This window comes from Hahella sp. NBU794, assembly GCF_050749805.1.
In the GTDB taxonomy this organism is placed as follows: domain Bacteria; phylum Pseudomonadota; class Gammaproteobacteria; order Pseudomonadales; family Oleiphilaceae; genus Hahella.
This window is the reverse complement of the sequence record NZ_CP192738.1, coordinates 5,337,727-5,358,070: the sequence shown is the minus strand read 5'-3', so window position 1 is coordinate 5,358,070 and position 20,344 is coordinate 5,337,727. Positions and strand designations below refer to the sequence as shown.

Annotated in this window: 17 protein-coding genes; 9 read left to right on the top strand and 8 right to left on the bottom strand. The window is 54.8% G+C overall.

Features of this window, described 5'->3' with window-relative positions; all coding sequences use genetic code 11:
- Nucleotides 1-222: 222 nt before the first annotated feature.
- The 4 genes from metF to ACQYWX_RS23295 form a co-directional block, all read right to left on the bottom strand.
- Nucleotides 223-1,086 (bottom strand): methylenetetrahydrofolate reductase [NAD(P)H], encoded by an 864-nt coding sequence (metF, locus tag ACQYWX_RS23310; protein WP_127972960.1) that lies wholly within the window; start codon nucleotides 1,084-1,086, stop codon nucleotides 223-225.
- Between the two features lie 76 nt (nucleotides 1,087-1,162).
- On the bottom strand, nucleotides 1,163-2,554 hold the full coding sequence (ahcY, locus tag ACQYWX_RS23305) for an adenosylhomocysteinase (RefSeq protein WP_431686505.1): 1,392 nt from the start codon (nucleotides 2,552-2,554) through the stop codon (nucleotides 1,163-1,165).
- Nucleotides 2,555-2,659: 105 nt separating this feature from the next.
- Nucleotides 2,660-3,820 (bottom strand): methionine adenosyltransferase, encoded by a 1,161-nt coding sequence (gene metK / locus ACQYWX_RS23300; RefSeq protein ID WP_216735675.1) that lies wholly within the window; start codon nucleotides 3,818-3,820, stop codon nucleotides 2,660-2,662.
- A 17-nt stretch (nucleotides 3,821-3,837) separates the two neighbouring features.
- Nucleotides 3,838-4,917, bottom strand: a complete 1,080-nt coding sequence (locus ACQYWX_RS23295) for an ArsR/SmtB family transcription factor (RefSeq protein WP_431686504.1) — start codon at nucleotides 4,915-4,917, stop codon at nucleotides 3,838-3,840.
- Between the two features lie 294 nt (nucleotides 4,918-5,211).
- On the opposite strand from ACQYWX_RS23295, the gene tkt reads away from it, so the two are divergent.
- The 7 genes from tkt (at nucleotide 5,212) to ACQYWX_RS23260 (ending at nucleotide 13,391) form a co-directional block, all read left to right on the top strand.
- Nucleotides 5,212-7,221, top strand: coding sequence for a transketolase (gene tkt / locus ACQYWX_RS23290; protein WP_127972956.1), 2,010 nt, complete (start codon nucleotides 5,212-5,214; stop codon nucleotides 7,219-7,221).
- Nucleotides 7,222-7,254: 33 nt separating this feature from the next.
- Complete coding sequence (gene gap / locus ACQYWX_RS23285) at nucleotides 7,255-8,268, top strand: type I glyceraldehyde-3-phosphate dehydrogenase (RefSeq protein ID WP_216735678.1); 1,014 nt, start codon at nucleotides 7,255-7,257, stop codon at nucleotides 8,266-8,268.
- A gap of 103 nt (nucleotides 8,269-8,371) precedes the next feature.
- Nucleotides 8,372-9,538 carry a phosphoglycerate kinase gene (locus ACQYWX_RS23280; RefSeq protein WP_279505408.1) on the top strand — a complete coding sequence of 389 codons (1,167 nt, stop codon included), beginning with the start codon at nucleotides 8,372-8,374 and terminating at the stop codon, nucleotides 9,536-9,538.
- A gap of 120 nt (nucleotides 9,539-9,658) precedes the next feature.
- Nucleotides 9,659-10,723: a class II fructose-bisphosphate aldolase gene (gene fba, locus ACQYWX_RS23275; RefSeq protein ID WP_216735680.1), complete on the top strand. Its 1,065-nt coding sequence runs from the start codon at nucleotides 9,659-9,661 to the stop codon at nucleotides 10,721-10,723.
- A 254-nt stretch (nucleotides 10,724-10,977) separates the two neighbouring features.
- Nucleotides 10,978-12,018 carry an alpha/beta hydrolase gene (locus tag ACQYWX_RS23270; protein ID WP_431686503.1) on the top strand — a complete coding sequence of 347 codons (1,041 nt, stop codon included), beginning with the start codon at nucleotides 10,978-10,980 and terminating at the stop codon, nucleotides 12,016-12,018.
- On the top strand, nucleotides 12,015-12,674 hold the full coding sequence (locus ACQYWX_RS23265; RefSeq protein WP_011395471.1) for an OmpA family protein: 660 nt from the start codon (nucleotides 12,015-12,017) through the stop codon (nucleotides 12,672-12,674). Before ACQYWX_RS23270 ends, ACQYWX_RS23265 begins: the two co-directional genes overlap by 4 nt.
- 258 nt (nucleotides 12,675-12,932) lie before the next feature.
- The gene (locus ACQYWX_RS23260) at nucleotides 12,933-13,391 is read left to right on the top strand and encodes a response regulator (RefSeq protein WP_216735682.1); all 459 of its coding nucleotides are present in this window, start codon (nucleotides 12,933-12,935) and stop codon (nucleotides 13,389-13,391) included.
- 98 nt (nucleotides 13,392-13,489) lie between these two features.
- Here the strand turns inward: ACQYWX_RS23260 and ACQYWX_RS23255 are convergent, their stop codons facing one another.
- From ACQYWX_RS23255 to ACQYWX_RS23245, 3 genes are all read right to left on the bottom strand, one after another.
- Nucleotides 13,490-14,767 carry a right-handed parallel beta-helix repeat-containing protein gene (locus ACQYWX_RS23255; RefSeq protein ID WP_431686502.1) on the bottom strand — a complete coding sequence of 426 codons (1,278 nt, stop codon included), beginning with the start codon at nucleotides 14,765-14,767 and terminating at the stop codon, nucleotides 13,490-13,492.
- Between the two features lie 184 nt (nucleotides 14,768-14,951).
- A complete protein-coding gene (locus ACQYWX_RS23250) occupies nucleotides 14,952-16,190 on the bottom strand; it encodes a right-handed parallel beta-helix repeat-containing protein (RefSeq protein WP_431686501.1) in 1,239 nt (412 codons plus the stop codon).
- 124 nt (nucleotides 16,191-16,314) lie between these two features.
- On the bottom strand, nucleotides 16,315-16,797 hold the full coding sequence (locus ACQYWX_RS23245) for a helix-turn-helix domain-containing protein (protein ID WP_216735685.1): 483 nt from the start codon (nucleotides 16,795-16,797) through the stop codon (nucleotides 16,315-16,317).
- Nucleotides 16,798-17,023: 226 nt separating this feature from the next.
- Between ACQYWX_RS23245 and ACQYWX_RS23240 the strand changes: the two genes are divergently transcribed.
- Together ACQYWX_RS23240 and ACQYWX_RS23235 are read left to right on the top strand one after the other, a co-directional pair.
- Complete coding sequence (locus tag ACQYWX_RS23240) at nucleotides 17,024-17,839, top strand: SGNH/GDSL hydrolase family protein (protein WP_431686500.1); 816 nt, start codon at nucleotides 17,024-17,026, stop codon at nucleotides 17,837-17,839.
- Nucleotides 17,840-18,028: 189 nt separating this feature from the next.
- Entirely contained in the window at nucleotides 18,029-19,072 is a 1,044-nt protein-coding gene (locus ACQYWX_RS23235; protein WP_431686499.1) for a hypothetical protein, read from the top strand.
- A gap of 14 nt (nucleotides 19,073-19,086) precedes the next feature.
- Here the strand turns inward: ACQYWX_RS23235 and ACQYWX_RS23230 are convergent, their stop codons facing one another.
- A complete protein-coding gene (locus tag ACQYWX_RS23230) occupies nucleotides 19,087-20,208 on the bottom strand; it encodes a DUF4124 domain-containing protein (RefSeq protein WP_431686498.1) in 1,122 nt (373 codons plus the stop codon).
- Between the last annotated feature and the right edge of the window lie 136 nt (nucleotides 20,209-20,344).

Below are 20,344 nucleotides of genomic sequence, written 5' to 3'. Positions count from 1 at the left end.
TAATGGCCGGGTATTTGGCGAAGCGCCAGGCGTTGCGGCGCAACACCTGCGAAGCAGATAAGAGAATAACTAAAAACACTGAGGTTTATCGACGTGGAAAAGGCCGGAGAGCAGGAAGGTGCGTTGAAAAATAGTATGGGAACGGGAACGCGGCAGGATAAACGAAGGGCCTGCCGGATAGTTCAGGCAGGCCCTGTTATTGCGTCGACGTTTGAGTCCGGGTCAGAAAGAAATCTTGTCGCCCAGATTCAGGTTGTCCCAGACCGCCAGACTTGGCTCGGCCTGATTCAATGTGTAGAAGTGGATGCCGGGAGCGCCTGCGGCGAGCAGACGTTCGCACAGACGCGTGACCACTTCCTCGCCGAACTTGCGAATGCTGGCAGAGTCGTCGCCATAGGCTTCCAACTGTTTGCGCACCCAACGCGGAATTTCCGCGCCGCACATATCGCTGAAACGCGCCAGATTGCTGTAGTTGGTGATCGGCATGATGCCGGGCACGATGGGCAGGTTCAGGCCTGCTTTTTCGCACCGCTCCACGAAATAGAAATAGGAGTCGGCGTTGAAGAAATACTGAGTGATGGCGCTGGTGGCGCCGGCTTCGACCTTACGGCGGAAGTTGTTCAGGTCCGCTTCGGCGCTTTGCGCCTGGGGATGAAACTCAGGATAAGCCGCTACTTCGATGGAGAAGTGATCACCGGTGCGCTCGCGAATATAGCTGACCAGCTCGTTGGCGTAGCGCAGTTCGCCGGGCGCGCCCATGCCGGAAGGCAGGTCGCCGCGCAGCGCAACGATGCGTTGAATGCCGTTGGAGCGGTACAGGTCCAGCAATTCGCCGATGGATTCCTTGGTGGCGCCGATACAGGATAAGTGGGGCGCGGTGGAAATGCCCTGTCTGTGCAGCGTCAGCACGGTGTCGATAGTGCGCTCGCGGGTGGAGCCGCCTGCGCCGTAGGTCACGGAAAAGAAATCCGGCTTGCGCTTGGCCAGCTTGTCTCGCACAGCCTGCAGTTTTTCCATTCCCTCAGGGGTTTTGGGAGGGAAGAATTCAAAACTGAAACGCCGTTTAAACTGAGTTTGGGATTCCATTAGCGTATTGCCTCCGGTTTAGGGAATCTCTCTGGACAACCGGCGGCGCGGCGAACCGCGCCAGACCGGCGGTCGATCAGTACTTGTAGTCCGCTGGTTTGTACGGACCTTCCACTTCCACGCCGATGTAGTCGGCTTGCGGTTGCGTCAGCTTGGTGATGACGCCGCCGAAGCCTTGCACCATGTAGCGCGCCACTTCTTCGTCCAATTGCTTGGGCAGAACGCGTACGTACAGGTTCTTGGGCTTCTCATCCGCAGGCAGTTCTGCGAACTTGCGTTCGAACAGGTACATCTGCGCCAGCACCTGGTTGGCGAAAGAGCCGTCCATGATGCGGGAAGGGTGGCCAGTGGCGTTGCCTAGGTTCACCAAGCGGCCTTCGGACAGCAGCAACAGGTGATCGTTCTGATCTTTGTCGCGGTGCACGATATGCACCTGCGGCTTCACTTCTTCCCATTCCCAGTTGTCGCGCATGAAACGGGTGTCGATTTCGTTGTCGAAGTGACCGATGTTGCACACGACCGCGCCAGATTTCAGCGCTTGCAGCATATACTTGTCGCACACATTGACGTTGCCTGTGGTGGTGACCAGCAGGTCGGTGTGGCCCAGCAAGTCACGGTTAACGCCTTCTGCGCTGCCGGTGTTGACGCCATCGATGTAGGGGGACACGACTTCATAGCCGTCCATGCAGGCCTGCATGGCGCAGATCGGGTCGACTTCGCTGATCTTGACGATCATGCCTTCCTGACGCAGGGACGCTGCGGAGCCTTTGCCCACATCGCCGTAGCCGATGACCAGGGCTTTTTTGCCCGCCAGCAGGTGGTCGGTGGCGCGCTTGATCGCGTCGTTCAATGAGTGACGGCAACCGTATTTGTTGTCGTTCTTGCTCTTGGTTACGGAGTCGTTAACGTTGACCGCAGGCACCTTCAGCTCGCCTTTTTTTATCATGTCGAGCAGACGGTGAACGCCAGTAGTGGTCTCTTCGGAAATGCCGTGGATGTGATCCAGCATTTGCGGGAATTCGTTGTGCAGAATTTCAGTCAGGTCGCCGCCGTCATCCAACACCATATTGGCGTTCCAGGGCTGACCGTCTTTGGTGATGGTCTGCTTGATGCACCAGACGTACTCTTCTTCGGTTTCTCCTTTCCAGGCGAATACGGGAATGCCCGCCGCCGCGATCGCCGCTGCCGCGTGATCCTGAGTGGAGAAGATATTACAGGAGGACCAGCGCACCTCTGCGCCCAACGCCACCAGGGTTTCGATCAAAACCGCAGTCTGGATGGTCATGTGAATGCATCCTAGGATGCGGGCGCCGGCCAGGGGCTGTTGCGCGCGGTATTTTTCACGCAGCGTCATCAGCGCAGGCATTTCGCCTTCGGCGATGTTGATTTCTTTACGTCCCCATGCCGCCAGGCTGATGTCCTTGACCTTGTAGTCGCTGAAGTTATCTACAGATTGTAACTGAGCCATGTTTGGTGTCCTATTGCTGATCCTAATGAGGGGGGCGGGGCGAACCCGCCGGAAGTCTCGGTCTGTTGCAAAAAGAGCCTCAGGGGAGGCTCTTTGCTATGGGAATCAGATACCGGCTGCGGCGCGCAGTGCGTCGGCTTTGTCGGTTCTTTCCCAGCTGAAGCTGTCGCCAGTGCGGCCGAAGTGTCCGTAAGACGCAGTCGGACGATAGATCGGACGTTTCAGGTCCAGCATGTCGATCAGGCCGCGTGGACGCAGATCGAAGTGCTCGCGCACCAAAGTGGCGATTTTGTCGTCGCTGATCTTGCCAGTGCCGAACGTGTTCACGGAAATAGAGGTGGGCTCCGATACGCCGATTGCGTAGGACACCTGAATTTCACACTTGGCCGCCAGACCTGAAGCGACGATGTTTTTGGCTACGTAGCGGCCTGCGTAGGCTGCGGAACGGTCAACCTTGGACGGATCTTTACCTGAGAACGCGCCGCCGCCGTGACGAGCCATGCCGCCGTAGGTGTCGACGATGATCTTACGACCGGTCAGACCGCAGTCGCCCACTGGGCCGCCGATGATGAACTGGCCAGTTGGGTTGATGTGGTATTGGGTGTCGCTGTGCAGCCATTCTTCCGGCAACACGTGCTTGATGATCTCTTCCATTACCGCTTCGCGAATGTCTGACTGCTTTACGCCAGGGGTATGCTGAGTGGACAGCACCACCGCTTCTACCGCTACCGGCTTGCCGTTTTCGTAACGCAGAGTCACCTGGCTCTTGGCGTCTGGACGCAACCAGGGCAGGATGCTGTTTTTGCGCAGGTAAGCCTGTCTTTCCACCAGACGGTGGGAGTAATAAATCGGAGCGGGCATCAGCACGTCAGTTTCATTGGTCGCGTAACCGAACATCAACCCTTGGTCCCCGGCGCCCAAATCTTTTTCGCTGGCTTCGTCCACGCCCATGGCGATGTCGCCAGACTGCTTGCCGATGGCGTTCAGTACTGCGCAGGACGCGCCGTCAAAGCCAACGTCTGAGCTGTTGTAACCGATATCCAGAATGACGCCGCGGACGATGTCTTCCAGGTCCACGTAAGTGTTGGTGCGCACTTCGCCGGCGATAACCGCCATGCCCGTCTTCACTAAAGTTTCAACCGCCACTCGCGCGTTCGGATCATCTTTAATGATGGCGTCAAGGATAGCGTCAGAAATCTGATCCGCCATCTTGTCTGGATGGCCCTCAGATACTGACTCGGAAGTAAAAATGGAATATTCGCTCATCGCATGCGTCCTTATGGTTAAAGATTACAATGACTGGGGTGGGTTGATGTTGCGGAACCTTCGGACTGACATGCGGTTGCGCCGGTCAGCGTTCGGCTCCCGTTTTTGGGCAATAAAAATTGGCGCACCTGGATCTGAAACCCATTGCGCACGCCTATATAAATGCTTTCGCCTTCCGCCAGGCCCGACTGCGCTCCCCAGCGGGAGATTTCAGTGCTGTCGAAGCCCAGCCACAAATCGCCGCAGGACTCTCTGGCCCAGGACTGATCGTGGCGGCTCAAGTCGCTCAAAATCAACATGCCGCCGGGGCGCAACAAGGCCGCGCAATCGCGAATCATGTCCGCCGGCGACGCCACATGGTGCAACACCATGTTCATCACAATCACATCAACGCTGACGCCCTGTTCGAGGGCGCCACGCGTATCTCCTACGATAAAGCGCACGTTCGACAACTGTCTGGCGTCCGCAAAATCGCGTGCTTTTTGCAACATTTCCTCGGAGTTATCCAAGGCGATGACGGAATCCGCCATCGTCGACAGATCTTCCAGAAAGGCGCCTTCGCCGGGGCCGATTTCCAGAAGCGTGTTGACCTTCTCGCCGGCCAACTGTTGTTGCAACATATCCCGCACAGGCGTGGCGTATAACGGATATTCCGCAATCAACTCCTGGTGCGCCTGGAAATGCTCGGCGTACCGGGAGAAAAACGCCTGACTTTGCTGCGCGCGTTGCTCTCCTACATTGCCAATACGGTCGCGGGTGTCCGTGGTCAACGGCATCAGGTCCAGATTGCTGAACAACTGCAGCCGCGCCAGCTCGGCGCTGTCGTCGCCGGCCAGAATAGGACGTCGGTAGAAAATACTGTTGCCCTCCCGCTGGGCTTCCACCATCCTGGCCTTGGCCAACACTTTCAGGTGATGGCTCATGGCGGATTGCTTGACGTCGAATATCGAACATAATTCCAGCACCCCGTAGGCGTTCCGTTCCAGGACACGCAATATCTCCAGACGCAACGCATCGCCGCAGGCCTTATAAACGCCAGCCAGTTCTGCGTAGTCCGCAGCGGCTTCAGTATCCGCGCCGTTGCTGTGTGGGAGCATGGAATCATTCATAGGCCGAAAGTTTAGCAACATCAAAAAATGCGCACAAGAACTATATCAAAAAATTTTGATATAGTTTCTCTGGCGCAAAAAATGGGTTGTTTTTTGCAGTGAATGACAGTAGGACAAGGCGGCGTCACCGCCTTGGAGACGGGCTCGAGGGGTGAACGGGCGGTAAACATGGGGATTGGGGCGATGAAATTTGCTCATACCTCTTTAATGTATGAAAATACGCTCTCGTTTTTGACCCCCCTAATCACAAACCAAAACTCGATCTGAGAGGGAGTGAGCTGAATGCCATCTCGTAAAGAACTCGCCAACGCGATTCGCGCGTTGAGTATGGATGCTGTGCAAAAAGCCAAGTCAGGACATCCCGGAGCCCCGATGGGTATGGCGGACATTGCGGAAGTGCTGTGGCGCGACTATCTGAACCACAACCCGACCGATCCCTCCTGGATTAACCGCGACCGCTTTGTTCTGTCCAACGGTCACGGCTCCATGTTGTTGTACTCCCTTCTGCACCTGTCCGGATACGATCTGGGCATCGAAGACCTGAAAAACTTCCGTCAGCTGCACTCCAGAACGCCAGGTCACCCTGAATACGGCTACGCCCCTGGCGTAGAAACCACCACGGGTCCTCTGGGACAGGGCATCGCCAACGCTGTGGGCATGGCTTTGGCGGAAAAAGCGCTGGCGGGCCAGTTCAACCGTGACGGTCATGACGTTATCGACCACTACACCTATGTATTCCTGGGCGACGGCTGTCTGATGGAAGGCATCTCCCACGAAGTGTGTTCTTTGGCGGGCACCCTGGGGCTGGGCAAACTGATCTGTTTCTACGATGACAATGGCATCTCCATTGATGGCGAAGTGGAAGGCTGGTTCACCGACAATACGCCCAAGCGTTTCGAAGCTTACGGCTGGCAAGTGATTCCAGGCGTGGACGGACACAACTCCGACGCCATCAAGCAAGCGATTGAGCAAGCGCGCGGCAATACCTCACAGCCGACGCTGATCTGCTGCAAAACCATCATTGGTTACGGCGCTCCCAACAAGCAAGGTAAAGAAGAGTGTCACGGCGCGCCTCTGGGCGACGATGAAATCGCCGGCGCGCGTCAGGCGCTGGGTTGGACCCACGAGCCTTTCGTGGTTCCCGAAGATATTTACGCGGCCTGGAGCGCGAAAGAAAAAGGCGCAGCGCTGCAACAAGCCTGGTCCGAGAAATTCGCTGCATACCAGCAGGCGCATCCTGAATTGGCGGGAGAACTGCTGCGTCGTAGCGCCGGCAAACTGCCGGAAGACTTCGCCGCCAAAGCGGACGCTTATATCGCTGAATGTCAGGCCAAAGGCGAAACCATCGCCAGCCGTAAAGCCTCTCAGAACAGCATCAACGCATACGCTCCGCTGCTGCCGGAACTGTTGGGCGGCTCCGCTGACCTGGCGGGCTCCAACCTGACTATCTGGAAAGGCAGCAAAGGCGTTAGTAAAGAAGACGCTGACGGCAACTACATTTATTACGGCGTACGCGAGTTCGGCATGTCCGCCATCATGAACGGCGTGGCGTTGCACGGCGGCTTCATTCCTTACGGAGCCACCTTCCTGGTGTTTATGGAATACGCGCGCAATGCGGTGCGTATGGCTGCGCTGATGAAGCAACGCTCCATCCTGGTTTACACTCATGACTCCATCGGTCTGGGCGAAGACGGTCCGACTCACCAGCCGATCGAGCAGCTGGCCAACCTGCGCACCACGCCAAACATGAGCACATGGCGTCCTTGTGACGCGGTTGAATCCGCTGTCGCCTGGAAGAGCGCGATCACCCGTGAAGATGGCCCAAGCGCGTTGATTTTCTCGCGTCAGAATCTGCCGCATCAGCCCCGCGACGCTGAGCAGGTAGCGAATATCGAGAAAGGCGGCTACATCCTGAAGGATTGCGCAGGTCAGCCTGACCTGATTCTGATCGCAACCGGTTCTGAAGTCGGTCTCGCTGTCGCCTCTGCTGAAGCGTTGACTGCGCAGGGTCACAAGGTGCGCGTTGTGTCCATGCCGGCCACTGACGTTTTCGACAAGCAGGACTTCCATTACCGCCAGCAAGTGCTGCCGTTGGAAGTAAGTGCTCGCATCGCAATCGAAGCGGCGCACCAGGACTTCTGGTACAAGTACGTTGGCCTGGATGGACGCATCGTGGGCATGAGCACTTTCGGCGAGTCCGCGCCTGCGAACCTGCTGTTCGAAGAGTTCGGCTTCACCGTGGATAACGTGGTGGCCCAGGCGCAAGATCTGTTAGACTCGCTGGATGCATAAATCCACTTACTAACAGAAGAACGCCTTAGCGGTATGACCCATCGTATTGCCATTAATGGGTATGGCCGGATCGGGCAAAGCGTGTTGCGCGCGTTGTACGAATCCGGCTATCGCCAATCCATGGAAATTGTCGCCGTCAATGAACTGGCGGACGCGGAAACCATCGCTTACCTGACGCGTTATGACACCACCCACGGTCGTTTCCGTGGGGAGGTGTCTTTACGGGACGGGCAGCTGATGGTCAATGGCGACAGAATCCGCATCCTGCGTGAAGAAGATCCGGCCAGGGCTCCCTGGGCGGATATCGGAGTGGACCTGGTGCTGGAATGCACCGGGGCCTTTTCCGACCGCATGACCGCAGAAAAACATCTGCGCAGCGGCTCCAGCCGCGTGCTGTTTTCTCAACCGGCCGAAGCCGACGTGGATTACACCGTGGTATACGGCATCAATCACGACGGACTGCGGCAAAGTCATCGCATCGTTTCCAACGCCTCCTGCACCACCAATTGCATCGTCCCCATCATCAAGGTGCTGGACGATAATCTTGGCGTGGAGCGTGGGGTGATCACCACTATCCATTCCGCCATGAACGACCAGCCGGTCATCGACGCCTACCACCATCATGATCTTCGCCGCACGCGCAGCGCGATGGCGTCCATCATTCCGGTGAACACGGGGTTGGCGAAAGGCATCGAAAGACTGTTGCCGTCCATGGTCGGTAAGTTTGAAGCGAACGCGGTGCGGGTGCCGATTATCAACGTATCCATGATGGACCTCACGGTGTGCGTATCCCGTGAGACGGATATGGAGGAAGTTAACGGCTTGCTCAAGGCCGCCTCACAGAATGCTTACACTGGAATCCTTGGCTTTTCCGAAGAGCCGCTGGCTTCCTGTGATTTCAACCACGATCCCCGCAGTGGGGTGGTGGACGCCAATCAAACCAAAGTCAGCGGCGGACGACTGATAAAAATAATGGCCTGGTTCGATAACGAATGGGGCTTCGCCAATCGCATGCTGGATACATCCGCGCATTGGTTGAGTCTTTAGCGCCAGATCCCGGCCGCCGCGGCGCTCGCCGGGATTTTCCTGCCGACGCCATAGGGAAGGGTTTTAAACGATAACAACTGTTTTGTTGAAATGAGGAACTGTTATGTCTGTGATTAAAATGACGGATCTGGATTTGCGCGGCAAGCGAGTGTTGATCCGTGAAGACCTGAACGTGCCCGTCAAAAACGGCAAAGTGACGTCCGACGCGCGTATTCAGGCGGCGCTTCCCACTATCAAACTGGCGATGGAGCAGGGCGCCAAAGTGATGGTGATGTCTCATCTGGGGCGTCCGGAAGAAGGACAGTTCTCCGAAGAAAACTCCATGCAGCCCGTGGGCGCTCATCTTTCCAGCCTGTTAGGACGCGAAACACCAGTCTTGCGTGATTATCTGGACGGCGATTTCGAGGTGGAAGAGGGCGGTCTGGTTCTGTTTGAGAACGTGCGCTTCAACGTCGGCGAAGGCAAGGATAACGAAGAGCTGTCCAAGAAGTACGCGGCGTTGTGCGATATTTTTGTCATGGACGCCTTCGGCACCGCGCACCGTGCGCAGGCTTCCACCCATGGCGTCGCCCAATTCGCGCCAGTCGCCTGCGCCGGGCCTTTGCTGGCGGCGGAGCTGGAAGCGCTGGGTCAGGCTTTGGATAAACCACAAAGACCCATGGTCGCTATCGTGGCGGGCTCCAAAGTATCGACTAAGCTGGACGTGTTGAACTCTTTGTCGGATGTCTGCGATCAATTGATCGTTGGCGGCGGCATCGCCAACACCTTCCTGGCGGCGGCCGATCACAAAGTCGGCAAATCTCTGTGCGAAATGGATCTGCTGGACACTGCTCGCAGCATTGCGGCCAAGGTGCAAATTCCGTTGCCGACCGACGTTGTCACGGCGAAAGCGTTCAGCGAGAGCGCCGAAGCATCCGTTAAGCCGATTGCCGAGGTGGCGGACGATGATATGATTCTGGATATCGGACCTCAGTCTGCGGCCGCCTTGGCGGAGCTGCTTAAGTCAGCTAAGACGATTCTGTGGAATGGTCCGGTCGGCGTGTTTGAATTCGATCAGTTCGGCGAAGGCACCAAAACCCTGGCCAAAGCCATTGCTGAATCGGATGCGTTTTCCATCGCTGGCGGTGGGGACACCCTGGCGGCGATCGATAAATATGGCGTATCTGATAAGATTTCGTACATTTCCACCGGCGGCGGCGCGTTCCTCGAATTTGTGGAAGGCAAGACCCTGCCGGCTGTGGCCATGCTGCAAAAGCGGGCCGCCGAGTAAGTTTTGGGGACAGACTGTAGTCAGATTGTCGGCTCAGAAAACGCGACGGGCCAAGTATCCGTCGCGATGGTCGATGCGAGAGATTAATTAACTAAAAATTGAACACTAAGGGGAAGAGAAATGGCACTGATTACCATGCGCCAGCTTCTGGACCATGCGGCTGAACACGGTTACGGCGTTCCTGCATTTAACGTCAATAACCTGGAGCAGATGCGGGCCATTATGGAAGCTGCGGACCAAACCGACAGCCCTGTGATCGTGCAGGCGTCTGCGGGCGCCCGCAAATACGCCGGGGCTCCGTTCCTGCGTCACTTGATTCTGGCGGCGATTGAGGAGTTTCCTCATATTCCGGTAGTGATGCACCAGGATCACGGCACTTCGCCGGCAGTATGCCAGCGTTCCATTCAGCTGGGCTTTTCCTCCGTCATGATGGACGGCTCCCTCGGGGAAGACGGCAAGACCCCGACTACCTATGAATACAACGTCGACGTCACTCGTCGCACTGTGGAAATGGCCCATGCTTGCGGCGTTTCCGTGGAAGGCGAGTTGGGCTGTCTGGGCTCTTTGGAGACCGGCACGGCGGGCGAAGAAGACGGCATTGGCGCTGAGGGCGTTCTCAGCCACGATCAGATGCTGACTGATCCTGATGAAGCGGCTGACTTCGTCAAGAAGACCCAGGTGGACGCGCTGGCGATTGCTATCGGCACCAGCCACGGTGCCTACAAATTCAGCCGTCCGCCTACAGGCGACATTCTGGCGATTGATCGCATCAAAGCGATTCACGAACGTATTCCCACCACGCACTTGGTTATGCACGGCTCATCCTCCGTTCCTCAGGACTGGCTGGCAATCATCAACGAGTTCGGCGGTGAGATTGCGGAAACCTATGGCGTGCCGGTTGAAGAAATTCAGGAAGGCATCAAGTACGGCGTGCGTAAAGTGAACATCGACACCGATTTGCGTCTGGCCAGCACCGGCGCGATCCGTCGTTTCATGGGGCAGAACAAGTCTGAATTCGATCCTCGCAAATACCTGGCTGTAGCCACCAAGGCGATGAAGGAAATCTGCGTGGCGCGTTATGAAGCGTTCAATGCCGCCGGTCAGGCCAGCAAGATCAAGACGATGTCGCTGGAAGCCATGTTCCAGCGCTACTCTCGTGGCGAACTTGATCAGAAGATCAATTGATCCGCTGACCGCTTAAGACCTTAAGGAAGGGAATGACCCGTCGCAGATAATGCGACGGGTGTTCCCTTTTTTATTGTTAATCTTGGCTCAAGTCGGATCATGCTAAATTAGCCCCGACCGCGAGCCCGTGATTGGTCTATGCTGAACAGACGTCGGTGTGATATCCGGCGCGAAGATAGCGGCGGCAATGAGTGCTTCGCCAAAAGGAATCTGGGGCGGGCCGGCCCGACCTGAAATTAAGGTTTGATTTTTTCATGACGCCATTCTGGGACAGAGAACTCCTGCGCAAGCAACTGCGTCCAATTTCATTTAAAGACGCCCCCCATCTGACTGAGATAGAAAAACACTACTGCAGTTACTATCGCATCGATAAAGAAACCCGCATTACTGGCGTAGCGCATCGACTGGGATACTTTGAGGCCATTGGTTATCGACTGGCCTGCCATATGTATACGCCTCCCCGGCCGCGCGGTACTGTATTTGTGTTTCACGGCTACTTTGACCATGTGGGACTGTTTGGGCATTTGGTTGAACATTTGTTGCGCGATGGCTACGCGGTGGTCGCATATGACTTACCCGGTCACGGACTGTCCAGCGGAGAGACCGTTTCGATCAAGAACTTCGCTCAATATCAGTCTATTTTGGAAGCCTGTCTGATGCTGTGCGACGGCCATTTGCCGAAACCCTGGATGTCCGTGGGGCAAAGCACAGGCGGGGCGGTTTTAATAGAGTATCTGTTCAGTAACCGGTTCACGCCAGAAAGTAGCCCATTCCTGCATTGGGCGTTTTTGGCGCCGTTGGTGCGTCCGCAGGGGTGGCGCTCCGTGGTGATGCTGCATACCTTGTTTGGACCTTTTATCCGTACCTGGCGTCGGGTATTTATGGTCAATTCCAACGACCCCGAATTTATTAAGTTTCTCAAAGACAAAGATCCTTTGCAGTCGAGGGCGGTGTCCATTGACTGGGTGGGCGCGTTGCGACGGTGGGTAAAACGTATTGAAAGCACGGACCCGCTGGAGCAACCTGTCACCATTGTGCAAGGTAAGGAAGACACTACCGTGGACTGGCGCCATAATATTCCGCAATTACAGCGCCTGTTGCCGAATGCGGAAGTGCAATATCTGGAGACGGGACGTCATCAACTGGTAAACGAATCGCCAGAGATCCGGGCAAGGGTCTTTGGCTGGATCAGTGAAGCTTTTGACAGAGCTATCGCTGGTCAGCGTTCAGCTTCTGTTAAGAAAAATGAAACTACAATTACCGCCAACTCTGATAAATCTGGAGATAGAGAATGAAATTTAAGCTTTGTGCTCTTGTAGTAGCGGGTTCCCTGGCCGCTGGATGCCAAACCTACGATCCCTACACTGGGGAAAAGAAAACCGCTAACGCAACTACCGGCGCTGTGATCGGCGCGGTTGCTGGAGCAGCAATCGGCGCGGCCACTTCCAGCAAGAAAGATCGCGGCAAGGGCGCTCTGATCGGCGCAGCTGCGGGTGGCGCTGTAGGCGGCGGCATCGGCTACTACATGGACAAGCAAGAGTCTGAGCTGCGTCACCGTCTGGAAGGCACTGGCGTGCGCGTAGTGCGTAACGGCGACGAGATTACCCTGGTTATGCCTGGCAACATCACCTTCGATACCGGTCGTGCGGAAGTGAAGGCGAACTTCTACGACACGCTGGACTCAGTTGGTCTGGTATTGAAAGAGTTCGATAAGACTATCATTCAGGTTAGCGGCCATACCGACTCTACCGGCAGCCTGGACCTGAACCAGCGTCTGAGCGAGCAGCGCGCCGGCAGCGTTGGTCGTTACCTGATCTCCCAGGGCGTGTTGAGTTCACGTGTGCAAACTATCGGTTACGGTCCGCGTTATCCTGTGGCCACTAACAGCACGACTGAAGGCCGCGCAGCCAACCGTCGCGTTGAGCTGAAACTGGTGCCAATGCAAGGCTAATCGCCAGCTGCATTTGCTGAAAAAGCCAGCCTGTGAAGGCTGGCTTTTTTCGTTTCAGGGGCAAGCTCGATCTTAGCTCTCGATTTAAACTATGCTTAAATCGACTAATCGCCAGGGAGCGGTCCATCTGGCGGGTTATGATCAGCCCGATGTCCGTTTATGTTTACCCATTGTCCGCGTCTCGCAGAAACGCGACCTTCCCGCCGTCAATCTCTGAGCGAACCGTTGAATAGCAGGTTTCATAAGGAGCGGAAAAACGTGTCTTATGCAGATTACCGTTTAATGGAAAGCAGCACATCGCATAATCGCAGGGTTCTGGTAATTGAGGACGATCAGGACACGGTGGACCTCATGCGCAGGGTTCTGGAGCGTCGGGAGGTTCGATGCCAGTGCGAGTTTGTGGATAACGGCGCCAAGGCGATGTTCAAGGTTCACAACGCCCACTTCGACCTCATTCTGGTGGATTTGGGGCTGCCAATCGCCAGCGGCTATGAAGTCATGCAGGCGATCCGTAAATCGGATCATAATCGTTTTACGCCCATTGTCGTTCTAACGGAATCCACCCATGAACGCACAGCGATTGAGTGTTATAAATCGGGCGCATCCAGCTTGATCAGCAAAAGAATGGAATATGGAATACAGGACTTTTACGACACCATTTACTCTATCTTCTATTACTGGTTATCGAAAAATGAGTTTCCCAAGACGGAGTATTAGCGATGTTTGGGCTAGGACTGAAGAAGAGGGACGCTGCCAGGGCGGTTTGCGGCTGCCCTGGCGACGCATTAATCACATGTGAGAGGAGTTAGTTCTCCTCACTGACATTGATTATTCAGGACTGTACCTTGCCCTTCAAACTGGAAGTTGGGGCCGCCATTGCTCTCGTTGTCGCAAAAGTTATTATTTCGCACATTCATCCCAGTATTTTGACTCTCTACGCGTACGCCGCCGTTGCCGTAGTCTTTTTCGCGCCAGCCGTCACTGGAGCCCCAGCCGTTGCCGTGCACTTCGTTTGTAGTCTTGCTTCCTGAAGCGATAGTGGTATTGTCGCCATTCTCCACATAAATGCCCCACCATCTGCAGCCTTCTATTGTGTTGGCTCGTACATCTACGTTTTGTCCTCCCTCAATGTAGATACCCATGCGCTTGCAGTCGTAGATTTTATTCCCCGTAATCCTGACGTCAGGCGATCCCTTCATCACATGAATACCATAGCGAGTGTTGTAGATAGTGTTGTCTTTGATGACATTTCCGCTTCCAGAAGGCCCGTGTTCTATTTCTCCAACGCCAATACCACGGCCTACCGCGTCGTCGCTGGGGTCACCCACAATTGTGTTTTCTATGATGTGGTTGTCATACTCCCCGGACCCATGTAGATCAATAGCGTCCTGTTGTGTGTGCCTGAAGTAGTTGCTTGTAACAGTGATTCCATGACTGGGTCGGTTGGTATCTTTATCGCCCTGAATTACCACTCCGTGGCGTATATTGGGGCCATAGAAGTAACTATTCTCCACCCTGCCCTTATCACACCCGTTTGTATAAACGACGCCATAGCCATGTCCACCCTTATCTGTAATAGTTGCATCCTGAAATCGAGAGCCAGCGACTCTTCCATTGATGGTGTTATTAAAATAAATGGCATGCTCTTTGAACCGATAAAAGCTGCTTTCATTAACGCTGACGTTTTCAGAGTGTTTGATAGAAATTAGCTGGTTGACTCCCTTGGGATGGATAGTTTTCAGTCTTAGCCCGGATATGGTGACCGATGACAGGTTCTTGCCTTTAATTAAAGTTTCATGTTCGTAGTCATTATCCTCACTGGTGTATACCGCAGTAATCGTTGATTTGGCGTACCCCGCGCCTTTCAAGTTAACACGACTCTTCAGTATGATTTCCTCGCGGGTGTGAAAGGTTCCTTCAGGGATGATGACCGTATCACCATCACGAGCGGCGTTAATGGCGGCGTTGATGGCGATGGAGTCATCGTCGCTGTGATCGTCTGGTGTGGCGCCGTAGTCGACGATGTTCAAATTGGTGGCGAAACAGGCGCTGGAGAGCGCGCACCCAAACAGGGCTCCTAGTGCTGATTTCATAAAATATCCTTTGTTTCTGATGTTTAGGGTGGTTAGTGCGTCTGACTCCGCAGAGCGGAAGCGCAATTTGGAAGCCTGGGGTTTGACGCCAGGCATATGTCGGTCCAAGTTGACGCGAGTTCAGCCTGCCTGACCTTGGTGGGGCGGCAGGCTGTAGTCCCGCAATTTCAAGGACCCAGCGAAGTTATTGGCAAAGGTTGTTTTTAACCGTGCCCTGGCCTGCGAATGAAAGGTTTACGCCGCCTTTGCTTTCGTTATTGCAGAAATCGTTGTCCTGAATATCCAGACCTGAATTGTCTGCATCAACGCGCACGCCCCCAAAGCTTGAGCCGCCCAATCCGTTGTTACGAACCTGGTTGCCTGTCTCCGCTTTACGGATGACGGTGTTGTCGCCTTTTTCTACGTAAATGCCCCATTTTTCACAGCCCTCGACTTTATTGTCGCGAATATCCGCATCGGGACCATTCTGGATGTAAATACCGTAGCGCTTGCAGTCGTAAATTTCGTTGTATCGGATGGTGACGCTGGGGGAGCCGGTCAGTACATGAATGCCGTAACGGGTATCGCGGATAACGTTGTATTTGATGACGTTACCGCTTCCTGAGGGGCCGTGAACGTCTTCGCCGACGCCAATTCCGCGTCCAATAGTGTTACTGTCCGGGTCGCCCTGGATGGTGTTGTACATGACATAGTTGCCGTACTCGCCGTAACCATGCAGGTCGATGGCGTCTTGAGCGGTATGCACAAAGCGGTTGTCCCTGATCACGACGCCGTGGCTGGGACCGTTGGCGTCTCCGCCTTGCACGACGACGCCGTGACGGATATCCGGGCCATTAAAGTCGCTGTTTTCTACTCGGCCGCCTTCACATCCATCGGTGTAAACCACGCCATAGCCATAACCGCCAGTATTAATTTCGGTGGCTTCCTGAAACTTGGAGTTCAGAACCTTTCCGTTCACGGTGTTACTGAAGTAAACGCCGTGGCGTTTGAATCGGTGGAAGCTGGCGTCGTCGATAGTGACGTCGGAAGAGTTCTTGATATAAACCAGCGCTTTAACGCCGCCGCTCAAGTTGGTTTTAAGCCGCAAGCCGGAAATGGTGACTTTAGTGACGTTCTTGCCTTTAAGGACGATATCTTCTGGATCATCCCCCTCAAATAACGCTGCAATGCCTGACTTGGCGTAGCCCTCTCCTTTCAGGCTGACGTTACTTTTCAGGTTGATCGTTTCGCGAATATGGAACGTCCCTTCAGGAACAATGACTATGTCGCCATCGCGGGCGGCGTTGATGGCGGCGTTGATAGCGATGGCGTCGTCATCGTTATAGTTATCCGGCGTGGCGCCGTAGTCGACGATGTTCAAATTGGTGGCGAAACAGGCGCTGGAAAGCGCGCACCCAAACAGGGCTCCTAGTGCGGACTTCATAAAATATCCTTTTGTTTCTGATGCTTAGGGTAATAAGCAGTGTGCAGGCTATGCAGCAGAGGGGCAATATGGGGTTTACCCTAAGGTTGGAAGTTAGGAAAAAGTTGCTTCGCTCTGCGGTATATCAGTTCGCCCTGTTTTTGTGATTATTGAGCAGGCTGCGGTCGCCTAACGTCAGCACGTCGATTAATTCCGCTAATCTTCGAGTGGCTTCGGGAGTGCGCTCCAGCAACATTTTTACGACGTACTTGAAGTGAATGTCTTCTTCCCAGCGACTATAAAGGGTGTCCAGCGCATGCTGACTGTTACGGGATTTGCGAGGTCCGTTGACGCCGGTGAGCAGGTAGTAAGGTTCCTGCTCAAAGTAGTGGCACAAGGCGAGCAGCTCCGGATAGTCCGGCATTTCTGTGCGGTTGTTCAATTCCCACTTGGCGTATCGGCTGCGACAAAGCGGGTGGGGGCGGTGCTGTATTAAGGGCAGAAGCTCATTGACGCCATCCACCACCTTTTGCTGGGTGTAGCCGAAATGACTGCGCAGCTCTTTCAGCCGCAGGGCAAAGTCGCTTTTTCGAAATTGGCGGGGCTGGTGGAAAAATTCCGCATTCATGATTTTACCGCTCTGCTTTTTGAAATGTTCTGAAAACAAACATTATTCAGCATATATGCTTTGTTACGTTCCGCCATGTAACAATCGTGCGTTTTTCAATGTGCTCGGAGTTGTTATAAATGCGTTACATCCTGATAGCGAACTGTCGCCAAGTTTGTCCCGGCGGCAGGTGTCCCGGATGGCTAGAGGGTGAGGTACTGGTTAAACCACATGGAGATCAAGAATAGTGAACGCATTACAACTGATTGTGAGACTACTGCTCGCCACAGGAATTTTCCTGACCACTTCCGTCGCAGCGATCGATAAGCCCGTGTTGCTGATAGGCGCTTCCTACGCCAGTGGCGATACGCCTCTAAACTCCGACCTGCAGGGACCATTGTCGGGGATATCGGTTGGTTCAGGAGATTATGTCGACCTGGGTAACGCATTGATGCGATATGGGGTGAAAGTCAAAAGCGAGGCGCAGGCGGGGGCCACCACATTCAGCCGTATCAGTTGTAATCCGGAGTGCGGCTCTGCGCGTTGGGACAGTTACGAGACGCAACTGAAAAAAGCGTTAATGCGAGTGGCGCAATATGACCCATCTGGTTTTGCTGGATACAACGCGGATTATGTGATTATTAGTATTGGCAACGACTGTCTGCATTCCGACTCATTCGGTATCGAACAATCTAAAACTGTCCTGTGCAGCAATGCGGAAATGAATGCGGCGGTGGATCGCCTGATTGCTATTGGCCAACAAGTACTGGACCTGGGCCTCACCCCCGTATATCCCCTTTATCCGAATCCGGATGATCTCGACCTGTCTCTTTTCGCCAATTTATCCGGACTGACCTGGGCGATGAGCAATGATGATTTTAAATTCTTCGGCCGCTTATATGCACATCGGATTCATGATGAGCTTGACGGCGCGCTGCTGGTTAATCCCTGGCGTACATTCGAGCATCGCGGCGATGGCATTCATCCCAATGAAGAAACAGTGATGAAAGGAGCGCGTAGAATTCTGTGGGCGATCCAGGAGTACGAAGCCTCTCGGCAGTGACGACGGTGGACTACAGTTAACGCTGCGAGAACTTATTGCAGCGTTAACTGAGTCGGGGTGTTTGTCTGAGCGTGTATGGGCGTCGTTACGTCTTGTCGTCTCGCTATGCGATACTTTTGTCGCTGATGTGGTTATGGGTTACTGTGAAAGCTAGGCTTTCAGATACCTTTTCCTTTCTGGAGACGTACCGTGACGGCGATTTTTTACTTATATATCCTGCCCAGCCTGAAAATCCTTTTTGTATTGGCTTTAGCCGTCCTTCTTTTGTTCGCCTGCCGCAACGGGCTTCGTCGTAGGCCAGACTATCCTCTGGACTGGTTCAGCGCCGTTGGCGTGCACCTGATCCTGGCTATTGGCGTCGCGGGCGCCGTCGGCGCGACAATTCTGCTTCCTTCCACTGTTTCTGGTATGGAGGGATTGGGCGTCTTCTATCTGTGCGTGTTGGTGCTGGCGCCCGCCATATTGACCCTGTTTGTATGGGGTCTCTCCGCCGCTTATCGCGTTTCCATGGCGCATATCGCTTTGTTGCTGTTTCGTATGCTGATATTGGGGGCGACGCCAGTCTGGTTAGTGGAGGGGACGTCCGGTATTTTTATTCAGGGAGAGTGGGATGCGAGAAGGAGTTTGACCGCTTCGCCAAAGGCGGCTGACGGCGTTATTGAATGGGTGGGAAATGAAGTATGGCGTATGCCTGATGGCGAGATGATCAGGCATGCCGTTTTACAAAAGCCTGCTGGAACGGAGGTGCTGCGCTTGAACCTGGAGTTGGATGGCAAGCGCTATGAGGATATTGAGCACTTGGCGGTGACCTATGCATGCTGGCTGGATGACGAGCTGCATATTGTCACTCCAGCGGAGTCGGAGATCGCCATCGGTTATATCTGGAGTTCTGACCCATACAGCAGCAATGAAAGCGCCATTCGCGTCGACACGGACGCTTCCCTGTCCAGCGACTACAAGCTGGACGAAGAGCTGGGCAGGCTGACGCTGCCATTCCCGACGCCCTATAACATGCTTCGCTTCAGTCAGAAGGCTGGTGAAGCAAAGAATCCTGTTTGGATGCAGGCGGCCTCTGCGCTGGTCAATCCGCCACGCTCCGCCGCCTGTCTGCATGGGGACATTGAGGTGGAGCCGCGATACCGGACTGTCGGCTTATTTATGACTAATAGCCGTCCCGGCAACGCCAGGGAGCGGTTCTGGCAATGGTCCCTTGGTGGGAGCGGCGCACAATAGCGACGAGCCTGAGATCAGAGCAATTTGGCCAGATGCCCCACATCCCCCATCGCGCTGGTGACGGCTCCGAGACTATCGACCTGGCTGCATGGCGCTGCGGCAAGGCCATTAAAAATGTCTGCAATCACACGACGACCTTCGCCGGAGCTGTTCAGGTACGCCACCAATTTATGTGACGCCATATAGTTGCTTTCCGCGCTGGCGTTATAAAAGTCCTGATGCTCCGTAGCGAGCAGCTGGTTAATGGCGTTTTCGCTCAAATCAATGGGGAGCGCCTTGTAGGGCAGTCCGCCGTGTTCCAGGTACTCCGCCATGCCTTCGTTGAGCCATGTAGGCATGGGGCCGACCAGGCCCGCCAGAACAGCGTGAACCACTTCGTGCTTGGCGATAGCGACCGTGGTCTCCAGCTGGTCCTCGTTAACCATATAAATGGTGTTGGCCCCATGGGAGAAGAACGCGGCGGCGTTGAAACCGGGGAACACTTTTTTGCGTAGGGTTTCGTACTCAGCGCGATCGCCGTAAAGCTCCAGATTAAGAATGATCTGCCTGCGGCGTTCAGGCGCGAGATACGCTTCCAGTTGCGTATAAACCTGTTGGGCGGCGGCTCGGATCTTGTCTTCCACCAGGCCGTTGCGGGGCATGCCTTTGCTGGTCAACTTGAAATCGAAATACTTCTTCTGTGAGGCGTAGCTTTCGCCCACGAACTGCGCGCTTTTGTTCCGGGCGCTATCAGAGAAATGGACGCGTCCATTGGCGTCAGTCCATTTGTAAATCTGTGGGGTTTCCACGTCCCGGATGTCGCGAGTTGCGGTCTTTCCGCACATGGTTTGAGGCAGAGCGCTGTGAGCCATTTGCCGCAAAGCGCTCATGACATTGGGCGCTGCGTCTTTTGATGAAGTAGGCGATGATGCTGGCGCGTCAGGCATGGGTGTCCTGTCCGTCAACGATTCTGCCTCGGGCGGTTGCTGCGGTGTTTTACCCAGCAGGGCAAGTAAATTAGCTTCGTGCAGCCATGAGGGATCTTGCGGCAGGCTCAGCGCGTTCAAATAGGTTCTGCGTTGATCCGGCGTAGAGATAAACCAGACTGCGGGAACCAGCGCGACAACCACCAATAATTGCAGCAACCATCTTTTCATCTAAAAATTACGTCCTCGTAAAGTGCGCTGGAGAGCCAAAAGACCGATTATAAACCGCCCGTACATTGCGCTTTAAAGGCTGTGTTGCAATAAATTGTTAACGGTGCGTTGTCAGGGCGTTGCAAGCGCCCTATGT